The following is a 19572-nucleotide window of genomic DNA, read 5'->3' as shown; positions in this document are numbered from 1 at the left end:
TGTTATTTGATTTTTGACATATTCTCGGCCCCTTCCACTCGAATGGAGGTAAGCCATTTCTGTATTCTTTTGACGATGGTTTGTGATAGGCCCACAGAAAATTGGGTTTCAGGACAGCAGTTATAGTTGATGCAGTTTTCCATGATATTTACATTTCGCTAAATCTCAATATGAATTTCAAAAAATTACAATTCATTTTTCAAGGCTTCAATATAGGCCTGGATCACCGCTTCGTTCCTTCTGTAGTAGGTCCATTTCCCATGGCGGGTAGGGATGACCAAATCTGCATTTTGCATGCTGTTCAAATAGGTTGAAACGGTGGATTGCGACAATCCTGTCTTGTCTTGAATGTACCCTACACATACCCCGTCATCAAAATGGTCAATATCTTGGTGGGGCGGAAAATTTACCTCGGGATTTTTCAGCCATTTCAAAATATTAACCCTAGTTTTATTGGATAAAACTTTGCTGATTTCAATCACATTCATAATACAAAAATAAACAAAATATCTACATATCTAAAAAAATAGATATGTTATTTAATTTTAACCAAATCCGGGAATGGAAAAACTATTCGACCTTATTTTAAAGAACAGAAGTATACTTCACAACCATTTGCAAAACACCCCAAAAGAAAAGCTTTTTGAAATCCCTGAAGGCTTTAACAATAACATTTGGTGGAACATTGCCCATATTGTGGTCTCCGAGCAATTATTGGTCTATGGACTTAGCGGCCAACCGTTGATAGCGCCTGAAGACCTGGTTGAAAAATATAGGAAAGGTACCAAACCCAATGGCATTCCAAGTGATGCTGAAATCGAACTGGTTTCCGAATTAATGTTCTCACTGCCCAAAAAGACTGCGGAAGACTACAAAGCGGGCGTCTTTGGTTCGTTTAAACCCTATGCGACATCGCTCAAGATTGAACTCAATTCGGTGGAAGACGCCGTTACCTATGATCTGCTTCATGAAGGCATCCATTTGGGTACCATCACAGCGTTGAAAAAGGTATTGGAAAGAGATTCCTAGGACTTCACTTTTCGTTTGAGATAAAGATTGATCTCGTTGTACGGCAACACCAATACAATGGGACCATCCGCATAAGAGGCCACCTCATACTGATTGTAGATGAGTTGAAGGCCATCCTTTGTGTATCCCATATTGTTGGGTAAATGGAAGACGTCCGCATCGAACATAAACCCTGTGGCATTGATGTTTTCGTCTTGGGGAATATCCTCTTGTATCCTGAACTTGGTCTCCGCAAACTTTTGAAATCCTTCCTGATCGTCAAAAAGTTCCCAGTTTTCCAGTTCAGTGCCACTCTGCTTGTCAAAATTAAGGTAGGAGGTTGAACCATAGCCATGGGCTCCCCCGGTATAGGTATACGATTCAACCTCAATGGTGATCATTTGAGGGTCTTCGTACACAATGGTTCCTTGGATCTTGGCTTCCCAGCCTGGGGTTTCGTCGGGAAACCTTTCGTTCAATTCCTTGAAGCTATCGGTAAAGGACGTCATGGCCGATTGGATTCCGGTAATCTCCTCCTCCCCATCACCAAAGGAAAGTAGGGATATCATTTCCTCTTCCAAGGACCGATTGATGGTTTTGGCCACAGCGGTATCATCCAAGGCCTTGGGTACATTGATTTCAATAGTGGGGCAATCCTTGCAGTTTTCGCCTTGGAGTTCCAGAGGCTCAAAAGTAAGGTTGCTTTCATTTTCGCAACCAAGGGCTATAAGAAGTAGGAATATCAGGTATGGGGTCTTTTTCATAAAAAGGGGTGTTATGCTTTGCCAAAAATAAGACTTCATTGACTACTCCAAAAGATAACGATACATTTGTGTATCAATATTAACAAAATGAGCAAGAAAGATTTACGATTCAATAGCAAGACCATTCACGGGGGGCAGTTTCCCGATGAGGCCTATGGTGCCGTAATGCCACCTATTTATCAAACCTCCACCTATGCCCAGACCACTCCTGGAGGGCATAAGGGTTTTGAGTATTCCAGAAGTGCCAACCCTACCCGGACCGCTTTGGAAAATGCCTTGGCGAGTATAGAAAACGGGAACTACGGTTTGGCCTTTGCCAGTGGTCTTTCGGCCATAGATGCGGTCATTAAGCTGCTTTCCCCTGGGGATGAAGTGGTTTCCACCAATGATTTGTATGGGGGAAGCTACAGGCTCTTCAAGCAGATTTTTGAAAAGTATGGAATCACTTTTCGTTTTGTGGGGATGCAAGAGGCAGATGCCATTGAGAAGCACATCAATGACAAAACCAAGTTGGTCTGGGTGGAGACCCCTACCAATCCCATGATGAACATTATTGATATAAAGGCAGTATCCACATTGGCCAAAAAACATGGACTGTTATTGGCCGTGGACAATACCTTTGCCACCCCTTATCTACAACGCCCGTTGGATTTGGGTGCGGATATTGTGATGCATTCCGCCACCAAATATCTGGGAGGTCATAGCGATGTGGTGGTCGGGGCCTTGGTGGTCAAGGACAAGGAATTGGCGGATAAACTATACTTCATACAAAATGCCAGTGGAGCGGTTTGTGGTCCCATGGATAGTTTCTTGACGCTTCGTGGGATAAAAACTTTGCACGTACGCATGCAAAGGCATTGTGAGAACGGCAAAGCCATCGCGGAATATTTGGCCACCCACCCAAAGATTGAGAAGGTCTATTGGCCCGGGTTTGAGTCCCATCCCAACCATGATGTGGCCAAGGCCCAAATGGATGATTTTGGCGGAATGATCTCATTTGTTCCCAAAGGGGCAAGTTATGCCGATGCGATTCAAATTGTGGAAAAACTTGAAGTCTTCACCTTGGCCGAATCGTTGGGAGGCGTGGAGAGCTTGGCAGGACATCCGGCCAGTATGACCCATGCCAGTATTCCAAAAGAGGAACGGGAAAAAAGTGGAGTAGTGGATGCCTTGGTCCGTTTGAGTGTGGGCATAGAGGATGTGAACGACCTTATAGCCGACTTGGAGCAGGCCATTGATTGACCAATAATTGAAAAATTTTTAAAAAAACGTATTTCAAATTATTGAAAAACAATAATTTTGCCTTCAAATTACAAATTCACTAAAAAACAACCCTGAGACAATTCTAAGGGACAACAAATTTTAATCCGTTATATGGAAGCAAAAATCAAAGCATTTATGGATGAGGTCATTGCCAGAAATGGCCATGAGCCGGAGTTCATCCAAGCGGTCCAAGAAGTTGCCGAAACCGTAATTCCCTACATTGTTCAACACGATATTTATCATGGAAAGAACATCCTTTTGCGTATGGTGGAGCCGGAGCGATTGATTTCTTTTCGCGTAGCTTGGGTAGATGACGAGGGGGAGATCCATGTGAACCGTGGGTACCGTATCCAGATGAATTCCGCCATCGGACCGTACAAGGGAGGACTGCGTTTTCACCCAACCGTTAATGCGAGTGTGTTAAAGTTTTTGGCCTTTGAGCAGGTGTTCAAGAACAGTCTGACCACCTTGCCCATGGGAGGTGGAAAAGGAGGATCGGATTTTGACCCCAAAGGGAAATCCGATGATGAGGTCATGCGTTTTTGCCATGCTTTTATGACCGAGTTGTGTAGGCATATCGGTCCCAACACAGATGTTCCAGCAGGGGACATTGGGGTAGGTTCCCGTGAAATTGGGTTCCTTTTTGGGATGTATAAAAAAATACGCAACGAGTTCACAGGGGTACTTACTGGAAAAGGACGTTCCTGGGGAGGTTCCCTCATCCGTCCGGAGGCTACCGGATATGGTACCGTGTACTTTGCCGATAGCATGCTCAAGACCCGCAACCAATCTTTTGAAGGTAAAGATGTGGTGATTTCAGGCTCAGGAAATGTGGCGCAGTTTGCAGCGGAAAAAGTATTGCAACTGGGAGGTAAGGTACTTACCCTTTCCGATTCTGGGGGATATATTTATGACAAGGATGGTATTGATACTGAAAAGCTGGCCTTTGTCATGGATTTGAAAAACAACAAGAGAGGTCGAATTTCCGAATATGTGGACAAATACCCATCAGCGGAGTTCCATAAAGGAGAAACCCCATGGAACGTAAAATGTGATGTAGCCCTTCCGTGTGCTACCCAAAACGAATTGGATGGGGATGATGCTGTTGTGCTCATCAAGAATGGATGTATTGCCGTGGCCGAGGGAGCCAATATGCCCTCAACCCCAGAAGCCATCCACGCATTTCACGATGCGCAGATTTTGTTTGCGCCAGGGAAGGCTTCCAACGCAGGAGGGGTGGCCACTTCAGGATTGGAGATGTCACAGAACTCTTTGCGTATTAGCTGGACCCGAGAGGAAGTTGATGAAAGACTTAAAGGAATCATGGCCGACATCCACAATGCTTGCATTGAATATGGAAAAGAGGAAAACGGGTATTGCAACTATGTAAAAGGCGCCAATATTGCCGGTTTTGTAAAAGTTGCGGATGCCATGTTGGCCCAAGGGGTGATATAGTCCGTACGATCGACTATAGTTTTTGGTTGGCAGTTACCGGAGGGAGTACTTATTTTTATACTTTCGGTAACTGCCTCTTTTTTATAGCCCATGCAAGTGACCACCAAGGCCATAGTTCTTTCATCCCTAAAATATGGGGACACCAGTCTTATAGTTCGGGCATTTACCGAATCCGATGGTCTTAAATCCTATTTGCTGAAAGGAGTACTGTCCTCTAAAAGAGGAAAGTTGAAACCGGCCTACTTTCAGCCATTGATGCCTTTGGAAATGGTGGCCTACCATAAGAACAAGGGAACGCTGGAAAGCATCAGGGAGGTAAAGGTGGCCATGCCCTACAAGACCTTGCATACGGATATTTTGAAGAACAGTGTGGTGCTTTTCTTGGCGGAAATGCTGGGCAACAGTATTCAGGAGCAGGAACAGGACCAAGGGCTTTTCAATTATCTGGAGTATGCACTGCATTGGTTGGACGAACACCCGCTTTCCCCCAATTTCCATATCCTTTTTTTAATCAACCTTACCAAATATTTGGGCTTTTATCCGGACACTGCGTATGGCAATGAACCGTATTTTGATCTTTTGGAAGGGAGTTTTTGTTTGGAGCCTTCGCTTAATCCTTTGATTCACAGTGATAAAATAGTAGATTTTAAGAAATTTTTAGGCACGAATTTTGATGCATTACACGGAATACAACTAACTAAGTCCAACAGGCGGGAACTCTTAAAAACGGTCATCCTCTATTTCCAGTTGCACGTGCATGGATTTAGGGAACCCAAGTCTCTTGCCGTATTAAATGCAGTTTTTCAATAATATGGGGAAACCAACCTTGATTCTACTTTTTGTATTGTTTTCCATTACATTTTATGCCCAAGAAGTCACCGTTTTGGATGCGGATACCGGAGTGCCGGTGGACAATATCGCCATCTTCAACAAAGACCGATCAAAGGCAACAGTTTCAGATTCCAATGGCAAGTGCGATTTGGGGATTTTCTCCAAAACCGAAAAAATCACCTTTCAGCATATCAGCTATGAGCGGTATGTAACCACAAAGTCCCAGATTGCCAAAAAAGGGAATCGGGTGTATTTATATCTCAAGTCCGAAGAATTGCAGGAAGTGATCTTGTCCGTTTCCAAGTGGGAACAGCAGAAGAAGAACGTCCCCCAAAAAATCGAGACTTTGGATGCCCGAAGCATTGCGTTTACCACGCCGCAAACCTCTGCGGATCTATTACAGAACAGTGGAAAGGTCTTTGTGCAGAAAAGCCAGCTTGGCGGCGGAAGTCCTATGATCAGGGGGTTTGCCACCAACAGGCTTTTATTGTCCGTGGACGGTGTACGAATGAACAACGCCATATTTAGAGGGGGCAATCTTCAAAATGTAATATCCATTGACCCATTCACCATAAAAAGGACCGAAGTAGTATTTGGCCCAGGTTCGGTAATTTATGGTAGTGATGCCATAGGGGGCGTAATGAACTTTTATACCCAGAACCCCCACTTTTCATATACGGACAGTCTGGCTTTTTCGGGAGGGGCCCAATATCGGTTCGCATCGGCAAACAATGAAAATACGGCCCATGTGGACTTCAATCTGGGACAGCGCAAATGGGCATCCTATACCAGTATCAGTTATAATAGTTTCGGCGACCTTAAGATGGGAGAACATGGCCCGGACTCCTATGTACGCAACAACTATGTGGTGCGCCGTAACGGAACTGATGTTTTGATGGTCAATGAGGACCCCAAGAAACAGATTGTTTCAGGATATGATCAGATCAACATATTGCAAAAATTCACCTATAAACCTAGCAATAGTTGGAACTACGATTTGGGACTATATTATTCGGAAACTTCAGATTATTCGCGTTACGATAGGTTGATCCGTCCCACTGGGGATGGACTGGGTCTACGCTCCGCGGAATGGTACTACGGTCCACAGAAATGGTTCATGGGAAATTTTCAGGTCACCAAAAAGGGGAACAACAAATTCTATGATGGGGTAAAGCTCACTGCGGCCTACCAATTTTTTGAGGAGAGCAGGCACGATAGAGGTTTTGGGGATGTGGAGCTGTTTTCAACCAAGGAGAAAGTGGATGCCCTTTCGATGAACTTGGATTTTGAGAACAAAAAAATGGGGAAACTACACCTATATTATGGTGGCGAATATGTGCTCAACAAGGTAAATTCCAAGGGAAGCCAGAGGAATATCGAGACGGATGAGGTGGAACGTACGGCATCCCGATATCCGGACGGGGCCACATGGCAGACCGCTGCCGGGTATGTCAATGGGGAGTATCAGTTAAAGCCCAATGTCACGATATTGTCGGGAATCAGGTATAGTCAGGTCTGGGTGGATGCCCAGTTCGAAAAAACCTTCTACCCTTTTCCGTTTGATGAGGCCGATTTGATCACAGGAGCCCTTACCGGAAGTTTGGGAATCAGCTGGTTTCCCAAGGCCGATTTGCAGGTGACCCTCAATGGCTCCACTGGCTTTAGGGCCCCGAACATAGATGATATTGGGAAAATATTTGACTCGGAACCTGGTTCCGTGGTGGTGCCCAACCCCGATTTGGAACCCGAATATGCCTATAATGGGGAGATAGGCATCCGAAAGAATTTTCAGGATAAATTGGTATTGAAGGGCGCTGCCTACTATACCTATTTGGTGGATGCTTTGGTCCGAAGGGATTTTACCTTCAATGGGCAAACTGAAATTGACTATAACGGGGAGCCCAGCAATGTACAGGCTATCCAAAATGCCGCTAAGGCCTATGTGTACGGTTTTGAATTTGGCGTGGAAGCCTACTTGGATGACCATTGGTCATTGGTATCCAATCTTACCCTTACCGAGGGAATCGAGGAAGATGATGATGGCACCGATAGTCCGGCGAGGCATGCCGCCCCTACTTTTGGGGACGTACATGTGGTTTGGCAGAACCAAAAACTAAAAGCGGATGTCTTCTTAAATTATAATGGCGAGGTGAGCCATGAAGATCTGGCCCTTTCCGAACAGGGTAAAACCTATATCTACGACAGTGATGCCAATGGGAATCCGTATGCTCCCTCATGGTACACCTTGAATTTTAAATCGCAATATCAAATATCCAATGCGTTCAAGGCGACATTGGGCTTGGAAAACATGACCAACCAGCGGTATCGAATGTATTCCTCAGGCATTGTGGCCCCAGGGACCAATCTTATCTTGGGGTTGGGGTATGTATTCTAAAATAAAAAAGGCACGGAATTTCCGTGCCTTTTTCAGAAGTATTGCTGTTGACTAGATTTTTACACTGTCAATGGCTTTTTTAGCCGCTTCCTTGGTCTTGTCCATGGCATCCTCTCCAGCTTTCTTGATGCTGTCCAGGGCTTTTTCACCCAGTTCTTGGACTTCTTCTCCAGCGTTCTTGATGGCGTCGCCTGCATCTTTGGCGGCATCCTCAAGACTTTCGCCAGCATCTTCCAGTGCTTCAGTGGCTTCTTCAGAAGCATCTTTTGCCTTTTCGGAAGCATCTTTACAAGAAGTCAAAACGGACATCGATAAGGACAGGGCCATAACGGTAATAAAGACTTTTTTCATATTTAAATGGTTTAGTGTTAATCTGGTTAAGATATGGAATTTGGCATAAATGGGTATTTAAACCATATCATATTTACATTAAGGATATTAAGGAAATACTAATGCTCCTCGGGAAGGGTGTAATTCCATCTAAATTCATAATTTTGCAAACTTGGAATTCTAGAAGAGTAGCAGTAGATATGAAGTTTGCGGAATATAAGGGATTGGATTTGCCTAAAGTATCGGAAAAAGTTCTGGACTTTTGGAAAGACGAACAGATTTTTGAAAAGAGTGTTTCCACAAGGGAGGGCAAGGAAAGCTATGTGTTTTATGAAGGACCTCCTTCCGCAAACGGTATGCCGGGCATTCACCACGTAATGGCCCGTACCATCAAAGATATTTTCCCAAGGTACAAGACCATGAAAGGCTTTCAGGTAAAACGTAAAGCTGGATGGGATACCCACGGTCTCCCCATAGAGATCGGAGTGGAAAAAGAACTCGGGATCACCAAGGAGGATATCGGAAAGAAAATCTCAGTGGAAGAATATAATGCTGCTTGTAAAAAAGCGGTAATGCGTTATACGGATGTCTGGAACGAGATGACCGAGAAAATTGGGTATTGGGTGGATATGGACGACCCGTACATCACCTACAAGCCCAAATATATGGAGTCCGTTTGGTGGTTGTTAAAGCAAATCTATGACAAGGGACTGTTGTACAAAGGTTACACCATTCAGCCCTATTCGCCAAAGGCGGGTACCGGATTGAGCTCCCATGAGCTCAACCAACCGGGGACCTATCAAGATGTTACGGATACCACGGTTACGGCCCAGTTTAAAGTGAAGAAAGAAACACTTCCCGATTTTCTGAAAGGCATTGAGGGTGACCTGTATTTCTTGGCTTGGACGACCACGCCTTGGACGTTGCCTTCCAACACCGCATTGACCGTAGGTCCGAAAATTGAATATGTTACCGTAAAGACGTTCAACCAATATACATTTGAACCCATGACCGTGGGATTGGCCAAAGGTTTGGTAGGAAAACAATTTGCCGGGAAGTTCACCCCAGTGGAAACCGAAGCGGAATTGGCCAGTTTTACACAGAGCGATAAAAAGATTCCATATTGGGTCGGGGAAAGTTTTGTGGGCAAGGATTTGGTCGGTATCCAATACGAACAACTATTGCCGTATGCACTTCCCTACCAAAATCCTGAAAATGCATTCCGTGTAATTTCCGGGGATTTTGTGACCACGGAAGATGGTACCGGGATAGTGCACACCGCGCCCACCTTTGGTGCTGATGATGCCTTGGTGGCCAAACAGGCCCAACCGGAGGTACCTCCCATGCTTGTCCTGGATGAAAACAACAACCCGGTTCCCTTGGTGGATCTACAGGGAAGGTTCAGACCGGAGATGAAGGAGTTTGGAGGTAAGTACGTCAAAAATGAATATTACGAAGATGGTGAGGCTCCGGATAAGTCAGTTGATGTTGAGATCGCCATTAAACTAAAAGAAGAGAACAAAGCCTTCAAGGTGGAAAAATACGTCCACAGCTACCCCAACTGCTGGCGTACGGACAAACCCATTTTATATTACCCGCTCAATTCCTGGTTCATCAAGGTCACCGATGTCAAGGATCGTATGTTCGAATTGAACCAGACCATCAACTGGAAGCCCAAGGCAACCGGGGAAGGGCGTTTTGGCAACTGGTTGGCCAATGCCAACGATTGGAACTTGTCCCGATCTAGATATTGGGGCATTCCGTTGCCCATCTGGAGAACCGAGGATGGCAAGGAAGAACTGATCATTGGTTCGGTGGAAGAGCTCAAGGCCGAGATGGCCAAAGCCGTTGAAGCTGGGGTGCTGGACAAAGATGTGTTTGCCGATTTTGTGGTGGGCGATATGAGCGAAGCGAACTATGACAAGATCGACCTTCATAAAAATATTGTGGACGGGATAACCTTGGTGTCTTCGTCTGGGCAACCCATGAAACGGGAATCGGACCTTATTGACGTTTGGTTTGACAGTGGCTCCATGCCTTATGCCCAATGGCACTACCCCTTTGAAAACAAGGAATTGATAGATGATGGTGTGGCGTTCCCGGCCAATTTTATCGCTGAGGGAGTGGATCAGACCCGAGGGTGGTTCTATACCCTGCACGCTATTGCCACAATGGTTTTTGATACGGTTTCCTACAAGAATGTGGTTTCCAACGGACTGGTGCTGGACAAGGAGGGCAAGAAAATGTCCAAACGTTTGGGCAATGCCGTAGATCCCTTTGAAGTGCTACCGGAACATGGCCCCGATGCCACGCGCTGGTACATGATTTCCAATGCCAACCCATGGGACAACCTAAAATTTGATATTGATGGGATCGTTGAGGTGAAGCGAAAGTTCTTCGGAACGCTTTACAACACCTATTCCTTTATGGCATTGTACGCCAATATTGATGGGTTCACTTATGCCGAGGCTGATGTTCCTTTGAAGGACAGGCCAGAGATCGATCAGTGGATCTTGTCCGAACTGCATACCTTGATCCAAAATGTGGATGAGGCTTATGCGGATTATGAGGCTACAAGAGCAACCCGAATGATTTCGGATTTTGTACAGGAAAACCTGAGCAATTGGTATGTGCGTTTGAGCAGAAGGCGGTTCTGGAAAGGAGATTACCAGCAAGATAAGATCTCTGCCTATCAGACCCTGTACACTTGTTTAAATACCGTGGCCAAGCTATCGGCTCCCGTGGCGCCATTTTTTATGGAACAGTTGTACAAGGATTTGAACGCAACAACGCAAAAAGAAGGGTTTGAAAGTGTGCATTTGGCAGAATTTCCAGTGCATGATCCCGCCATGGTGAACAAAAAACTGGAGCGTAAGATGCAATTGGCCCAGAAGGTTTCATCCTTGGTGTTGTCCATCCGACAAAAGGAAAAGATAAAGGTGCGACAGCCCCTGCAAAAAATAATGATCCCGGTTCTTGACCATACCCAAAAGGAGGATATTGAGGCGGTATCGACCTTGATCAAATCCGAGGTGAATGTCAAGGAAATTGAACTGTTGGATGATGCTTCGGACATCTTGGTAAAGCAAATAAAACCCAATTTTAAGGTTTTAGGTCCTAGATTTGGCAAGGACATGAAAGCTATTGCCGCAGCAGTTGGGCAGTTGGGCCAAGAGGATATCCAAAAAATAGAAAGAGAGGGAGAATTAATGCTGGAGTTGGATAATAAAAGCGTTACTTTACAGTTGACAGATGTAGAAATAACCTCTCAAGATATTGAAGGTTGGTTGGTGGCAAGTTCGGGTCCATTGACGGTGGCCTTGGACATTACCATAGATGAGGCCCTTAAAAAAGAGGGGATTGCAAGGGAATTGGTGAATAGGATCCAGAACATACGCAAGGAGTCTGGATTTGAGGTGACCGACAAGATCAGTATTAAAATACTGAAAGACGGTTTTGTGGAAAATGCGGTTTCCAGTAATGAGGATTACATCAAAACGGAGACCTTGACCGCAGAACTCAATTTAGAGGAACAACTAGACGAAGGTGTTGCTATAGCCTTTGACGAAGTGAATACAAAATTGTTTATCCAAAAGCATTAGAAAATGGCAGAAGAACTTAAAGTACGTTATTCGGATAAAGACCTTGAGGAGTTTAGAACTTTGATCGAGGAAAAAATAGAAAAGGCCAAGAGCCATCTGGAGCTTTTGAAGAGTTCCTATATGAATGATGGAAACAATGGTACTGATGACACCTCTCCTACCTTCAAAGCGTTTGAGGAGGGCTCAGAGACCATGAGCAAAGAGGCCAATACCCAACTGGCCATCCGTCAGGAGAAATTTATCCGGGATCTTAAGAATGCCCTTTTAAGGATAGAGAACAAGACCTATGGCATTTGCAGGGTCACAGGAAAGCTCATCAACAAGGAGCGCTTGAAACTGGTTCCGCATGCCACATTGAGCATTGAGGCAAAGAACATGCAGAAATAATAAAACGCCTTAGGGCGTTTTTTGTTTATGAGGGCAACGGTATTTTTGTTGGGCTTCTTTATCCTTGCGCAGCTTCAAGGACAGAAATTGGTAAAGAAGGCCTTTATCGGACCTCGAACGGAGTACATCCAGATAGATGCTGCCAATTGCTATACCATTACCCTGAACACGGCGCCAACCAAAGAGGTCGAAGTAAGTGCCAGTATTGAAGGAGAGTATGCCAAGGATCTCTTGGTTTCAATTGAGGAAGAAGGGGCCACGGTACGGATCAGTGCAGGCTTTCACCCCAACTTCATAAGTCCAAATGATAAATTGAGTGCGCATAAGGTCATTTCCATTGCTTTGGAAATCACTATCCCACAATATAAAAATGTGTCGGTTTTTGGAACCCATTGCGAGGTACAGGTGGAGGGTAAGTATAGCGATTTGAACATAAAGTTGTCCGATGGGCGGTGCATTCTGAAAAATGTCTCGGAGGTTGTGGAGGTCAATACACAAAATGGTGATATTTGGTTGACGGCCCTTAGCGGGAATGTGATGGCGGAAAGCGCTTATGGTGAAGTGGAACAAAACCAGATTCCCAAAGGGAACAACCAATATATGTTAAAGACGGTGGAAGGGAACATCCATCTTAGGAAAACAAAATAATATCCATATTTTTGCAACTTCGTTAAAAGATATGAGTTTAAAAAAATCCTTGTTCATCATTGTTTTGATCCTGCTCGTGGATCAAATAAGCAAAATCTACATCAAGACCAGTTTTGTTTTGGGGGAATCGGTGGACGTGCTGGGATGGTTCAAAATACTTTTTATTGAAAACGAAGGAGCGGCTTGGGGAACCAAGTTGAGTGATTTGTTGCCCATTTCTGAATCTGCCGGAAAATTGGTTCTGACGGTTTTCAGGATTTTCGCTGTTTTTGGAATTGGCTATTGGCTTTGGGACATCACCCAAAAACAATCCCCAAGGACTTTGATTTTGGCCGTATCCCTGATTTTTGCAGGGGCCTTGGGCAATATCATCGATTCTGTTTTTTACGGGGTGATTTTTGACCATAGCAGCGGACAGGTGGCCACATTGTTTTCTGACCAACCCTATGGAAGTTTATTGCACGGAAAGGTGGTGGATATGCTTTACTTTCCCATGATAGATACTACATGGCCCAATTGGGTTCCGTCCATAGGGGGAAATAGGTTCCGGTTTTTTGAGCCTGTTTTTAATATTGCCGATACCGCAATCAGCACGGGAGTCGGTATTTTGATTGTCTTCAACAAAAAAGCATTTCCAAAACAGGAAGAGACAGGCGAATAAGTTACCGGTTAAATGTATAGACCTTTCCTGGGGTAACACAATAGTCGAGCGTTACGTCATTTTCATGCACATCAGTAATCAAGGTTTCCTCGGCCTTAAAGAAAGAAAGTCCAATCTTGATGGTTTCTTTTGGACATTTATGCAAAAAAGTATCGTAGTACCCTTTTCCATAGCCTACACGATGGCCATGTTCGTCAAAAGCCAACAGGGGTAAAAAAACCACATCGATTTTGTCCTCGGGAACGATAATTCCATCTACGGGCTCTGGAATGTGCCATTTATTTTTTCGAAATACCGTATTATCGGTCAATAGGTAGTTTTCCATGGAATTTTCTCCACTTACCTTGGGAATCACTACGTTTTTATCTTTTCCCTGCAAGAGGGTAATCAGGGGTAGGGTATCTACCTCTTTGTTTTCCTCTATACCCAAAAACGTATGGAAATAAAAAAAATCCCAAATAGGGATTTGTAGTACATGATTTGCTAAAAGTATACTAAAATCAGAGGCCGATACATCAGATAGTTCGGCCCTCATTTGTTTGTATTTTTTTCTTAGTTCATGTTTCAACATCTAGATGCTGAAAATTTGGGGTAGTGTTCTGGGGCAATACATTCCTACTCTCCTCTGGTCGAAACCGAGAAGAAGATTTTGAAGAAAAGCATCAAAATCAAGTACATTCCCAAAACGATTACATAGTTTTCCATAGGATTGTATTTATACCGTTAAATGTAGGTAAAAGAATTGATAAGTTCACCACGAAATGCACTTTTTATCGATGAAATGCATTCTTTTTTGTAACAGTTTAACATTTTTCAGAATTCCTTAACCAAAGTATTGTAGATTTCCCATAGTCATTTTACGGGAAAACCATAGTTGGGCACCTGGGAAATAAAGTGAACCAAATCCGTTGTGTTTTTTATTTCCATGGGATGAAAATACGTATCGATCAATGCAGAACAGGAAATGATCAAGTTTAACAACAAACACTATAATTAAAATATAACTTTGTTGGTAAGATCAGTTAAGGGCCAATTTTCCAGAACTCTATGTCCAACCCATCCATAAGTGTACAAATAAGTGTGCTGCCCAATAATCCGGGAGTGTACCAGTTTTATGATGCCGACGGTAAGATTTTATATGTGGGAAAGGCCAAAAGCCTAAAAAAAAGGGTTTCCTCCTATTTCAATAAAAAGCAAGAGTATGGCAAGACACGCGTCTTGGTGAAAAAAATCCACTCCATAAAACATATTGTTGTTGCTACGGAGTCCGACGCCCTGTTGCTGGAGAACAACCTGATCAAAAAACTGCTCCCTAGGTACAATGTACTGCTCAAGGATGATAAATCGTACCCTTGGATTTGTATCAAGAATGAACGCTTCCCAAGGGTTTTTTCCACTCGGAAGTTGATTAAGGACGGCTCGGAATATTATGGTCCGTACACCAGCATGAAAACCGTTAGGACATTATTGGATTTGATCAAGGGGCTTTACCCTTTACGAACCTGTAATTACGATTTGTCAAGGGAAAAGGTCGAATCAGGAAAATACAAGGTGTGTCTGGAATACCATTTGGGAAATTGTCTTGGACCCTGTGAGGGTTTGCAGAGTGAAACGGAGTATCACGGGCAAATTGCGGATATCAGGGAAATCATCAAGGGGAACTTCAAGGATTCGATCCAGACCTTTAAGCAGCAGATGAAGGACTTTGCGGAAAATATGGAGTTTGAAAAGGCACAGCGGTTCAAGGACAAAATAGACATCCTGGAAAACTATCAGGCCAAATCCACGGTGGTCAACCCCAAGATCAACAATGTGGATGTATTTTCCATAATTTCGGACGAGACCTATGCCTATGTGAATTTTCTACAGCTTTCCCACGGGGCCATTGTGCGCTCGCATACCCTGGAGATCAAAAAGAAATTGGATGAAACGGACGAAGAATTGCTGCAATTGGCCATAACGGAGATTCGGCAGCGGTTCAACTCAACATCCAAAGAGATTTACCTTCCGTTTCCGGTGATGGTGGAAGAAAACCTAAAGGTGGTCTTACCCAAATTGGGGGATAAACGTAGGATTTTGGAGTTGTCCGAACGCAATGCACGTTTTTTCAGGCAAGACAAGCTAAAGCAGATAAAGATCACGGACCCCGATCGCCACACCAAACGGATCATGGCCCAGATGAAGGCCGATTTACGTCTGTCCGAAGAACCTGTCCATATAGAGTGTTTTGACAATTCCAACATCCAGGGAAGCAACCCTGTGGCTGCTTGTGTTGTCTTTAAGCATGGGAAGCCCTCCAAAAAGGATTATCGGCATTTCAATATTAAGACCGTGGAAGGCCCTGATGATTTCGCCAGTATGGAAGAAGTGGTGTTCAGAAGATATAAAAGACTGCTCAATGAAGAAGAGCCTTTACCGCAGCTTATTGTGATCGATGGGGGTAAAGGACAGTTGTCGTCGGCCCTGAAGAGTTTGGAATTGTTGGGACTTCGGGGTAAGATTGCCATTGTTGGCATAGCCAAGCGCTTGGAGGAAATCTATTTTCCCGATGACCCGGTACCTTTGTATTTGGATAAAAGGTCCGAAAGCCTCAAGATCATACAGCAATTGAGGAACGAGGCCCACCGATTTGGTATTACCCATCACAGGAACAAAAGGAGCAAAGGCGCCATAGGGACCGAATTGGAAAGCATAGAAGGAATTGGAAAAAAAACGGCAGAACAACTATTGAAGAGCTTTAAGTCGGTAAAACGGATCAAGGAAGCCTCTGTTGAGAGTCTTGCGGAATCCGTTGGAATGGCCAAAGCACAGAAAATCTATAAATCCTTTCACTAGTGAGCGCAGTAAGAAAGAGCATAACGGTTACCCTGGTATTTATCTTGATCGGAGTTTTGGGTTGGTCCCAGACCGATGACAGAAAAGTGCCTCCCAAGGTTGGCCTCGTACTCAGTGGGGGCGGCGCCAAGGGATTGGCCCATATCGGGGCATTGAAAGTATTGGAGGAAGCAGGGGTCAAGGTAGACTATATAGGCGGCACCAGTATGGGGGCCATTGTTGGGGCTTTATATGCTTCCGGGTATTCGGCCAAAGAACTGGATTCCATTTTCAGGGTCACCGATTTTACAAAACTCATTCAAGATAATGTTCCCAGAGGAGCCAAAACATTTTACGAGAAAGAAGATTCGGAGCGGTACGCACTGACCTTGCCCTTTACCAATTTCAGTGTGACCTTCCCACAGGCCATTTCTGGCGGACAGAATATTTATAATGAACTCGTGCGGTTGCTTTTTCATGTCAAAGATGTGCATGACTTTCAAAAGTTGCCCATTCCTTTTCTGTGTATTGGGACCAATGTGGAAACGGGTGAAGAGATTCTTTTGGATCACGGGTATCTTCCAGAGGCCATTATGGCCAGTGGAACCTTTCCTTCCTTGTTTGAGCCCTCGGAGATTGATGGGGATATTTTAATTGATGGTGGGGTGGTCAACAATTACCCCATTGACAAGGTCAAGGCCTTGGGGGCCGATGTGATTATTGGGGTGGATGTACAGCACAACCTTTCCACTAGGGAATCCCTGTCCTCGGCCACGGAGATTTTACTTCAGATCAACAACTACCGAACGGTCAATGATATGAAGAAGAAATCTGAAGAGACAGACATTTATATAAGACCGGATATTGACGAGTTCTCTGTAATTGATTTTGGGCGGAGCAAGGAAATTGTGGCCAGTGGTGAAGCTGCAGCAAGGATAAAAATGGATGCTTTACAGGCCTTGGCCTCGGAACAAAACCATGGGCCTGCGCCAAAGAAAGAGCGGATTCATGCCATGGATAGCCTTACTGTGAACAGGCTGATCATACGGGGAAATGATAAGTACACAAGAGGGTATATAAAAGGGAAGCTCAGATTCAATCTGGCCGAAAAGATTGCATTTGACAAACTCAAACAGGGAATCAATAACCTTTCTGCCACTGGAAACTTTAAGGCTATTCGTTATGAGTTGATTTCCAATGGATTGGGAACGGATTTGGTCTTGAAGCTAAAAGAGGATCCTACCAAAATGTTCATAAAGATGTCCGCCCACTATGACGATCTGTACAAAAGCGCGGCATTGATCAACCTTACCAAGAAGAATTTTTTGATGCGGGACGATGTGGCTTCTTTCGATTTTATACTTGGGGACCATATCCGCTATAATATGCAGTACTATCTGGACAAGGGCTATTATTGGAGCTTTGGCATCAATTCCAAGTTTACCGATTTTGATGAGGAAATCAACTTTGCGTTGATCCGCTCCAATTTTGATGTGCCGGATGCCTCGAACATCCGCGAAATCAGTTTGGATGTCTCGGATTTGACCAACCAGATATACCTGCAAACCGTTTTACAGGAAGAATTTGCCGGGACATTGGGAGTGGAACATCGTTTTTTAAGGCTCAGTACCCGTACCATCAACCAAGTGGAAGCGGATAATTCGGAAGATTTGTTGGCTTCTCCGGAAAGGACCTATTTTGAGGATTCCCATTATTTCAGTGCATTTGGAAAGTTAACGCTGGATACCTATGATGACAAGTACTTCCCGACCAAAGGGCTTTTGTTCGATAGTGACTTTCACCTGTATCTTTTTTCTTCCGATTTCAACAACAATTTCAGGGAATTTTCCGTGGGCAAGGCACGATTGGGGACTGTAATCCCCTTGACCCACAATCTGAGTTTTAATGTTGAGGCCGAAGGAGGTCTCAAACTGGGAACCTCGGCGGTAACCTCCTTTGATTTTGTATTGGGGGGCTTTGGAAATGACTTTGTGAATAATTTTATCCCCTTTTTGGGATATGATTTTCTAAGTCTCATTGGAAACAGTTTTGTGAAGGCGCATGGAAGGTTGGATTACAGGTTTGCCCCTAAGAACCACTTGCTCCTCTCTGCAAATTTTGCCAATGTGGAGGATGATCTTTTTAGAACGGGAAACTGGTTTACCGAACCTTCATTTTCCGGATATGGGGTAGGGTACGGTTTTGAATCTTTTATTGGTCCCATCCAGATTTATTATTCATGGAGTCCAGAGATAAATAATGACAGTATTTTCTTTAGTGTGGGCTATTGGTTCTGATGAAGGAAGATGTATGAAAACCAGCATTTTTCTTAAGAATTTGCAAAAAAACATGCGTTTGGGCACCATTCTGATGCAGGTATAGTTAAAGTCCGTTAAAAACCGATTTTCCTACAAAGGCTTGATGTATCTTTACACCCAATAAGGGGTGGTTCCCTTATAACTTTAAGTATTGGTTTTTCATAATTTAAAGTTTGGTTGGTTATTTAGGAAAAGCCCAGTTTTAAGACTGGGCTTTTTTTTACATACTATTTTGGAACAAGTTTTGTTTAAGTAATTGTAAAGATATTAGCCTCGATGACGTTTTTAGTAATTTTACATTGAACCAACTGCTTATGAAAAAGATACTTATTATACTTTTCGCACTATATGCACTCCCTGGAATTTCCCAAAAACCGGTGCCGGCATACAAGCCTGGGGAATGGTTGAAGTTTCGCATACACTACGGCTTTCTCAATGCCAGTTATGCCACCTTGCATTTGACTTCAGAAACCCTGAACAATGTTCCGGTCTACCATGTGGTGGGAGAGGGAAAGACCACAGGGTTTGCCAGTATATTTTTTAAGGTGGACGATACCTATGAAAGCTATTTTGGTCGTAAGGATGGAAAACCCCACAGATTTGTCCGGAAAATAGATGAAGGAGGCTATACAAAGGATATTGAAATAGACTTTGATTATGAAAAAAAGAAAGCCATTCTAAAGGACAACAAGAATGGTACACAAAAAGATATCCCTGTCCATAACGATATACAGGACCTTATATCGGCATCCTACTTTTTAAGAAGTGCCTATGATCTTGATCATTTTAAGGAGGGAGAATCCATTGATTTGGACCTTTTGTTCGATGATGACGGGGTTTTTCAGTTTAAACTGAAATATTTGGGGAAAGAAATCATCCGAACCAAGTTTGGGAAGGTGGAATGTCTTAAATTTAGACCATTGGTTCAGTCAGGTCGTGTCTTTAAGGAAAAAGAGAGTCTTACCCTTTGGGTATCCAATGACCTGAACAAAATTCCCATACGGATTAAGGCCGATTTGGCCGTAGGCTCCTTAAAAGCAGATTTGGATGGGTACAATGGACTACGAAACCAGTTTAAAATTATAATGGACTAGCA

General features: G+C 43.9%; 17 protein-coding genes. 12 read left to right on the top strand and 5 right to left on the bottom strand.

The features are described from left to right. Window positions 1–2: 2 nt before the first annotated feature. Together DN53_RS17895 and DN53_RS07190 are read right to left on the bottom strand one after the other, a co-directional pair. A complete protein-coding gene (locus DN53_RS17895; RefSeq protein WP_165357303.1) occupies window positions 3–143 on the bottom strand; it encodes a hypothetical protein in 141 nt (46 codons plus the stop codon). A 42-nt stretch (window positions 144–185) separates the two neighbouring features. Further along, window positions 186–434, bottom strand: coding sequence for an ArsR/SmtB family transcription factor (locus DN53_RS07190; protein ID WP_335341260.1), 249 nt, complete (start codon window positions 432–434; stop codon window positions 186–188). Window positions 435–561: 127 nt separating this feature from the next. On the opposite strand from DN53_RS07190, the gene DN53_RS07185 reads away from it, so the two are divergent. Beyond that, on the top strand, window positions 562–1029 hold the full coding sequence (locus DN53_RS07185; protein WP_129653712.1) for a DinB family protein: 468 nt from the start codon (window positions 562–564) through the stop codon (window positions 1027–1029). Here the strand turns inward: DN53_RS07185 and DN53_RS07180 are convergent. Next, window positions 1026–1772, bottom strand: a complete 747-nt coding sequence (locus tag DN53_RS07180; RefSeq protein ID WP_129653711.1) for a DUF3298 and DUF4163 domain-containing protein — start codon at window positions 1770–1772, stop codon at window positions 1026–1028. The genes DN53_RS07185 and DN53_RS07180 overlap by 4 nt on opposite strands. Window positions 1773–1859: 87 nt before the next feature. On the opposite strand from DN53_RS07180, the gene DN53_RS07175 reads away from it, so the two are divergent. The 4 genes from DN53_RS07175 to DN53_RS07160 all read left to right on the top strand — a co-directional run bounded on the left by DN53_RS07175 (window position 1860) and on the right by DN53_RS07160 (window position 7716). Further along, window positions 1860–3014 (top strand): cystathionine gamma-synthase, encoded by a 1155-nt coding sequence (locus tag DN53_RS07175; RefSeq protein WP_129653710.1) that lies wholly within the window; start codon window positions 1860–1862, stop codon window positions 3012–3014. 132 nt (window positions 3015–3146) lie between these two features. Then, a complete protein-coding gene (gene gdhA, locus DN53_RS07170; protein ID WP_129653709.1) occupies window positions 3147–4490 on the top strand; it encodes an NADP-specific glutamate dehydrogenase in 1344 nt (447 codons plus the stop codon). A 90-nt stretch (window positions 4491–4580) separates the two neighbouring features. Continuing rightward, window positions 4581–5300 carry a DNA repair protein RecO gene (gene recO, locus DN53_RS07165; RefSeq protein ID WP_129653708.1) on the top strand — a complete coding sequence of 240 codons (720 nt, stop codon included), beginning with the start codon at window positions 4581–4583 and terminating at the stop codon, window positions 5298–5300. Between the two features lies 1 nt (window position 5301). Then, window positions 5302–7716 (top strand): TonB-dependent receptor, encoded by a 2415-nt coding sequence (locus DN53_RS07160; RefSeq protein WP_242502089.1) that lies wholly within the window; start codon window positions 5302–5304, stop codon window positions 7714–7716. Between the two features lie 51 nt (window positions 7717–7767). On the opposite strand, the gene DN53_RS07155 is transcribed toward DN53_RS07160, so the two are convergent. Then, window positions 7768–8067: a hypothetical protein gene (locus DN53_RS07155; protein ID WP_129653706.1), complete on the bottom strand. Its 300-nt coding sequence runs from the start codon at window positions 8065–8067 to the stop codon at window positions 7768–7770. A gap of 179 nt (window positions 8068–8246) precedes the next feature. On the opposite strand from DN53_RS07155, the gene ileS reads away from it, so the two are divergent. The 4 genes from ileS to DN53_RS07135 are packed head-to-tail and all read left to right on the top strand — an operon-like array spanning window position 8247 to window position 13344. Next, complete coding sequence (gene ileS / locus DN53_RS07150; RefSeq protein WP_129653705.1) at window positions 8247–11648, top strand: isoleucine--tRNA ligase; 3402 nt, start codon at window positions 8247–8249, stop codon at window positions 11646–11648. A gap of 3 nt (window positions 11649–11651) precedes the next feature. Beyond that, window positions 11652–12035, top strand: a complete 384-nt coding sequence (locus DN53_RS07145) for a TraR/DksA family transcriptional regulator (RefSeq protein WP_116216456.1) — start codon at window positions 11652–11654, stop codon at window positions 12033–12035. 27 nt (window positions 12036–12062) lie between these two features. Further along, entirely contained in the window at window positions 12063–12683 is a 621-nt protein-coding gene (locus tag DN53_RS07140) for a DUF4097 family beta strand repeat-containing protein (protein ID WP_129653704.1), read from the top strand. 31 nt (window positions 12684–12714) lie between these two features. Then, on the top strand, window positions 12715–13344 hold the full coding sequence (locus DN53_RS07135) for a lipoprotein signal peptidase (protein WP_129653703.1): 630 nt from the start codon (window positions 12715–12717) through the stop codon (window positions 13342–13344). A 1-nt stretch (window position 13345) separates the two neighbouring features. On the opposite strand, the gene DN53_RS07130 is transcribed toward DN53_RS07135, so the two are convergent. Continuing rightward, window positions 13346–13915: a 5-formyltetrahydrofolate cyclo-ligase gene (locus DN53_RS07130; protein WP_129653702.1), complete on the bottom strand. Its 570-nt coding sequence runs from the start codon at window positions 13913–13915 to the stop codon at window positions 13346–13348. A gap of 476 nt (window positions 13916–14391) precedes the next feature. Between DN53_RS07130 and uvrC the strand changes: the two genes are divergently transcribed. The 3 genes from uvrC (at window position 14392) to DN53_RS07115 (ending at window position 19570) form a co-directional block, all read left to right on the top strand. Next, on the top strand, window positions 14392–16179 hold the full coding sequence (gene uvrC, locus DN53_RS07125) for an excinuclease ABC subunit UvrC (RefSeq protein ID WP_129653701.1): 1788 nt from the start codon (window positions 14392–14394) through the stop codon (window positions 16177–16179). Further along, window positions 16179–18455 carry a patatin-like phospholipase family protein gene (locus DN53_RS07120; protein ID WP_129653700.1) on the top strand — a complete coding sequence of 759 codons (2277 nt, stop codon included), beginning with the start codon at window positions 16179–16181 and terminating at the stop codon, window positions 18453–18455. The genes uvrC and DN53_RS07120 overlap by 1 nt, the downstream gene beginning before the upstream one ends. Window positions 18456–18790: 335 nt before the next feature. Next, on the top strand, window positions 18791–19570 hold the full coding sequence (locus DN53_RS07115) for a DUF3108 domain-containing protein (protein WP_129653699.1): 780 nt from the start codon (window positions 18791–18793) through the stop codon (window positions 19568–19570). The last annotated feature ends 2 nt before the right edge of the window (window positions 19571–19572 follow it).

The organism is Flagellimonas olearia, from assembly GCF_004150225.1.
Taxonomy (GTDB): domain Bacteria; phylum Bacteroidota; class Bacteroidia; order Flavobacteriales; family Flavobacteriaceae; genus Flagellimonas; species Flagellimonas olearia.
Note: the sequence above shows the minus strand (reverse complement) of the source record. Positions and strands in the feature narration are given on the sequence as shown.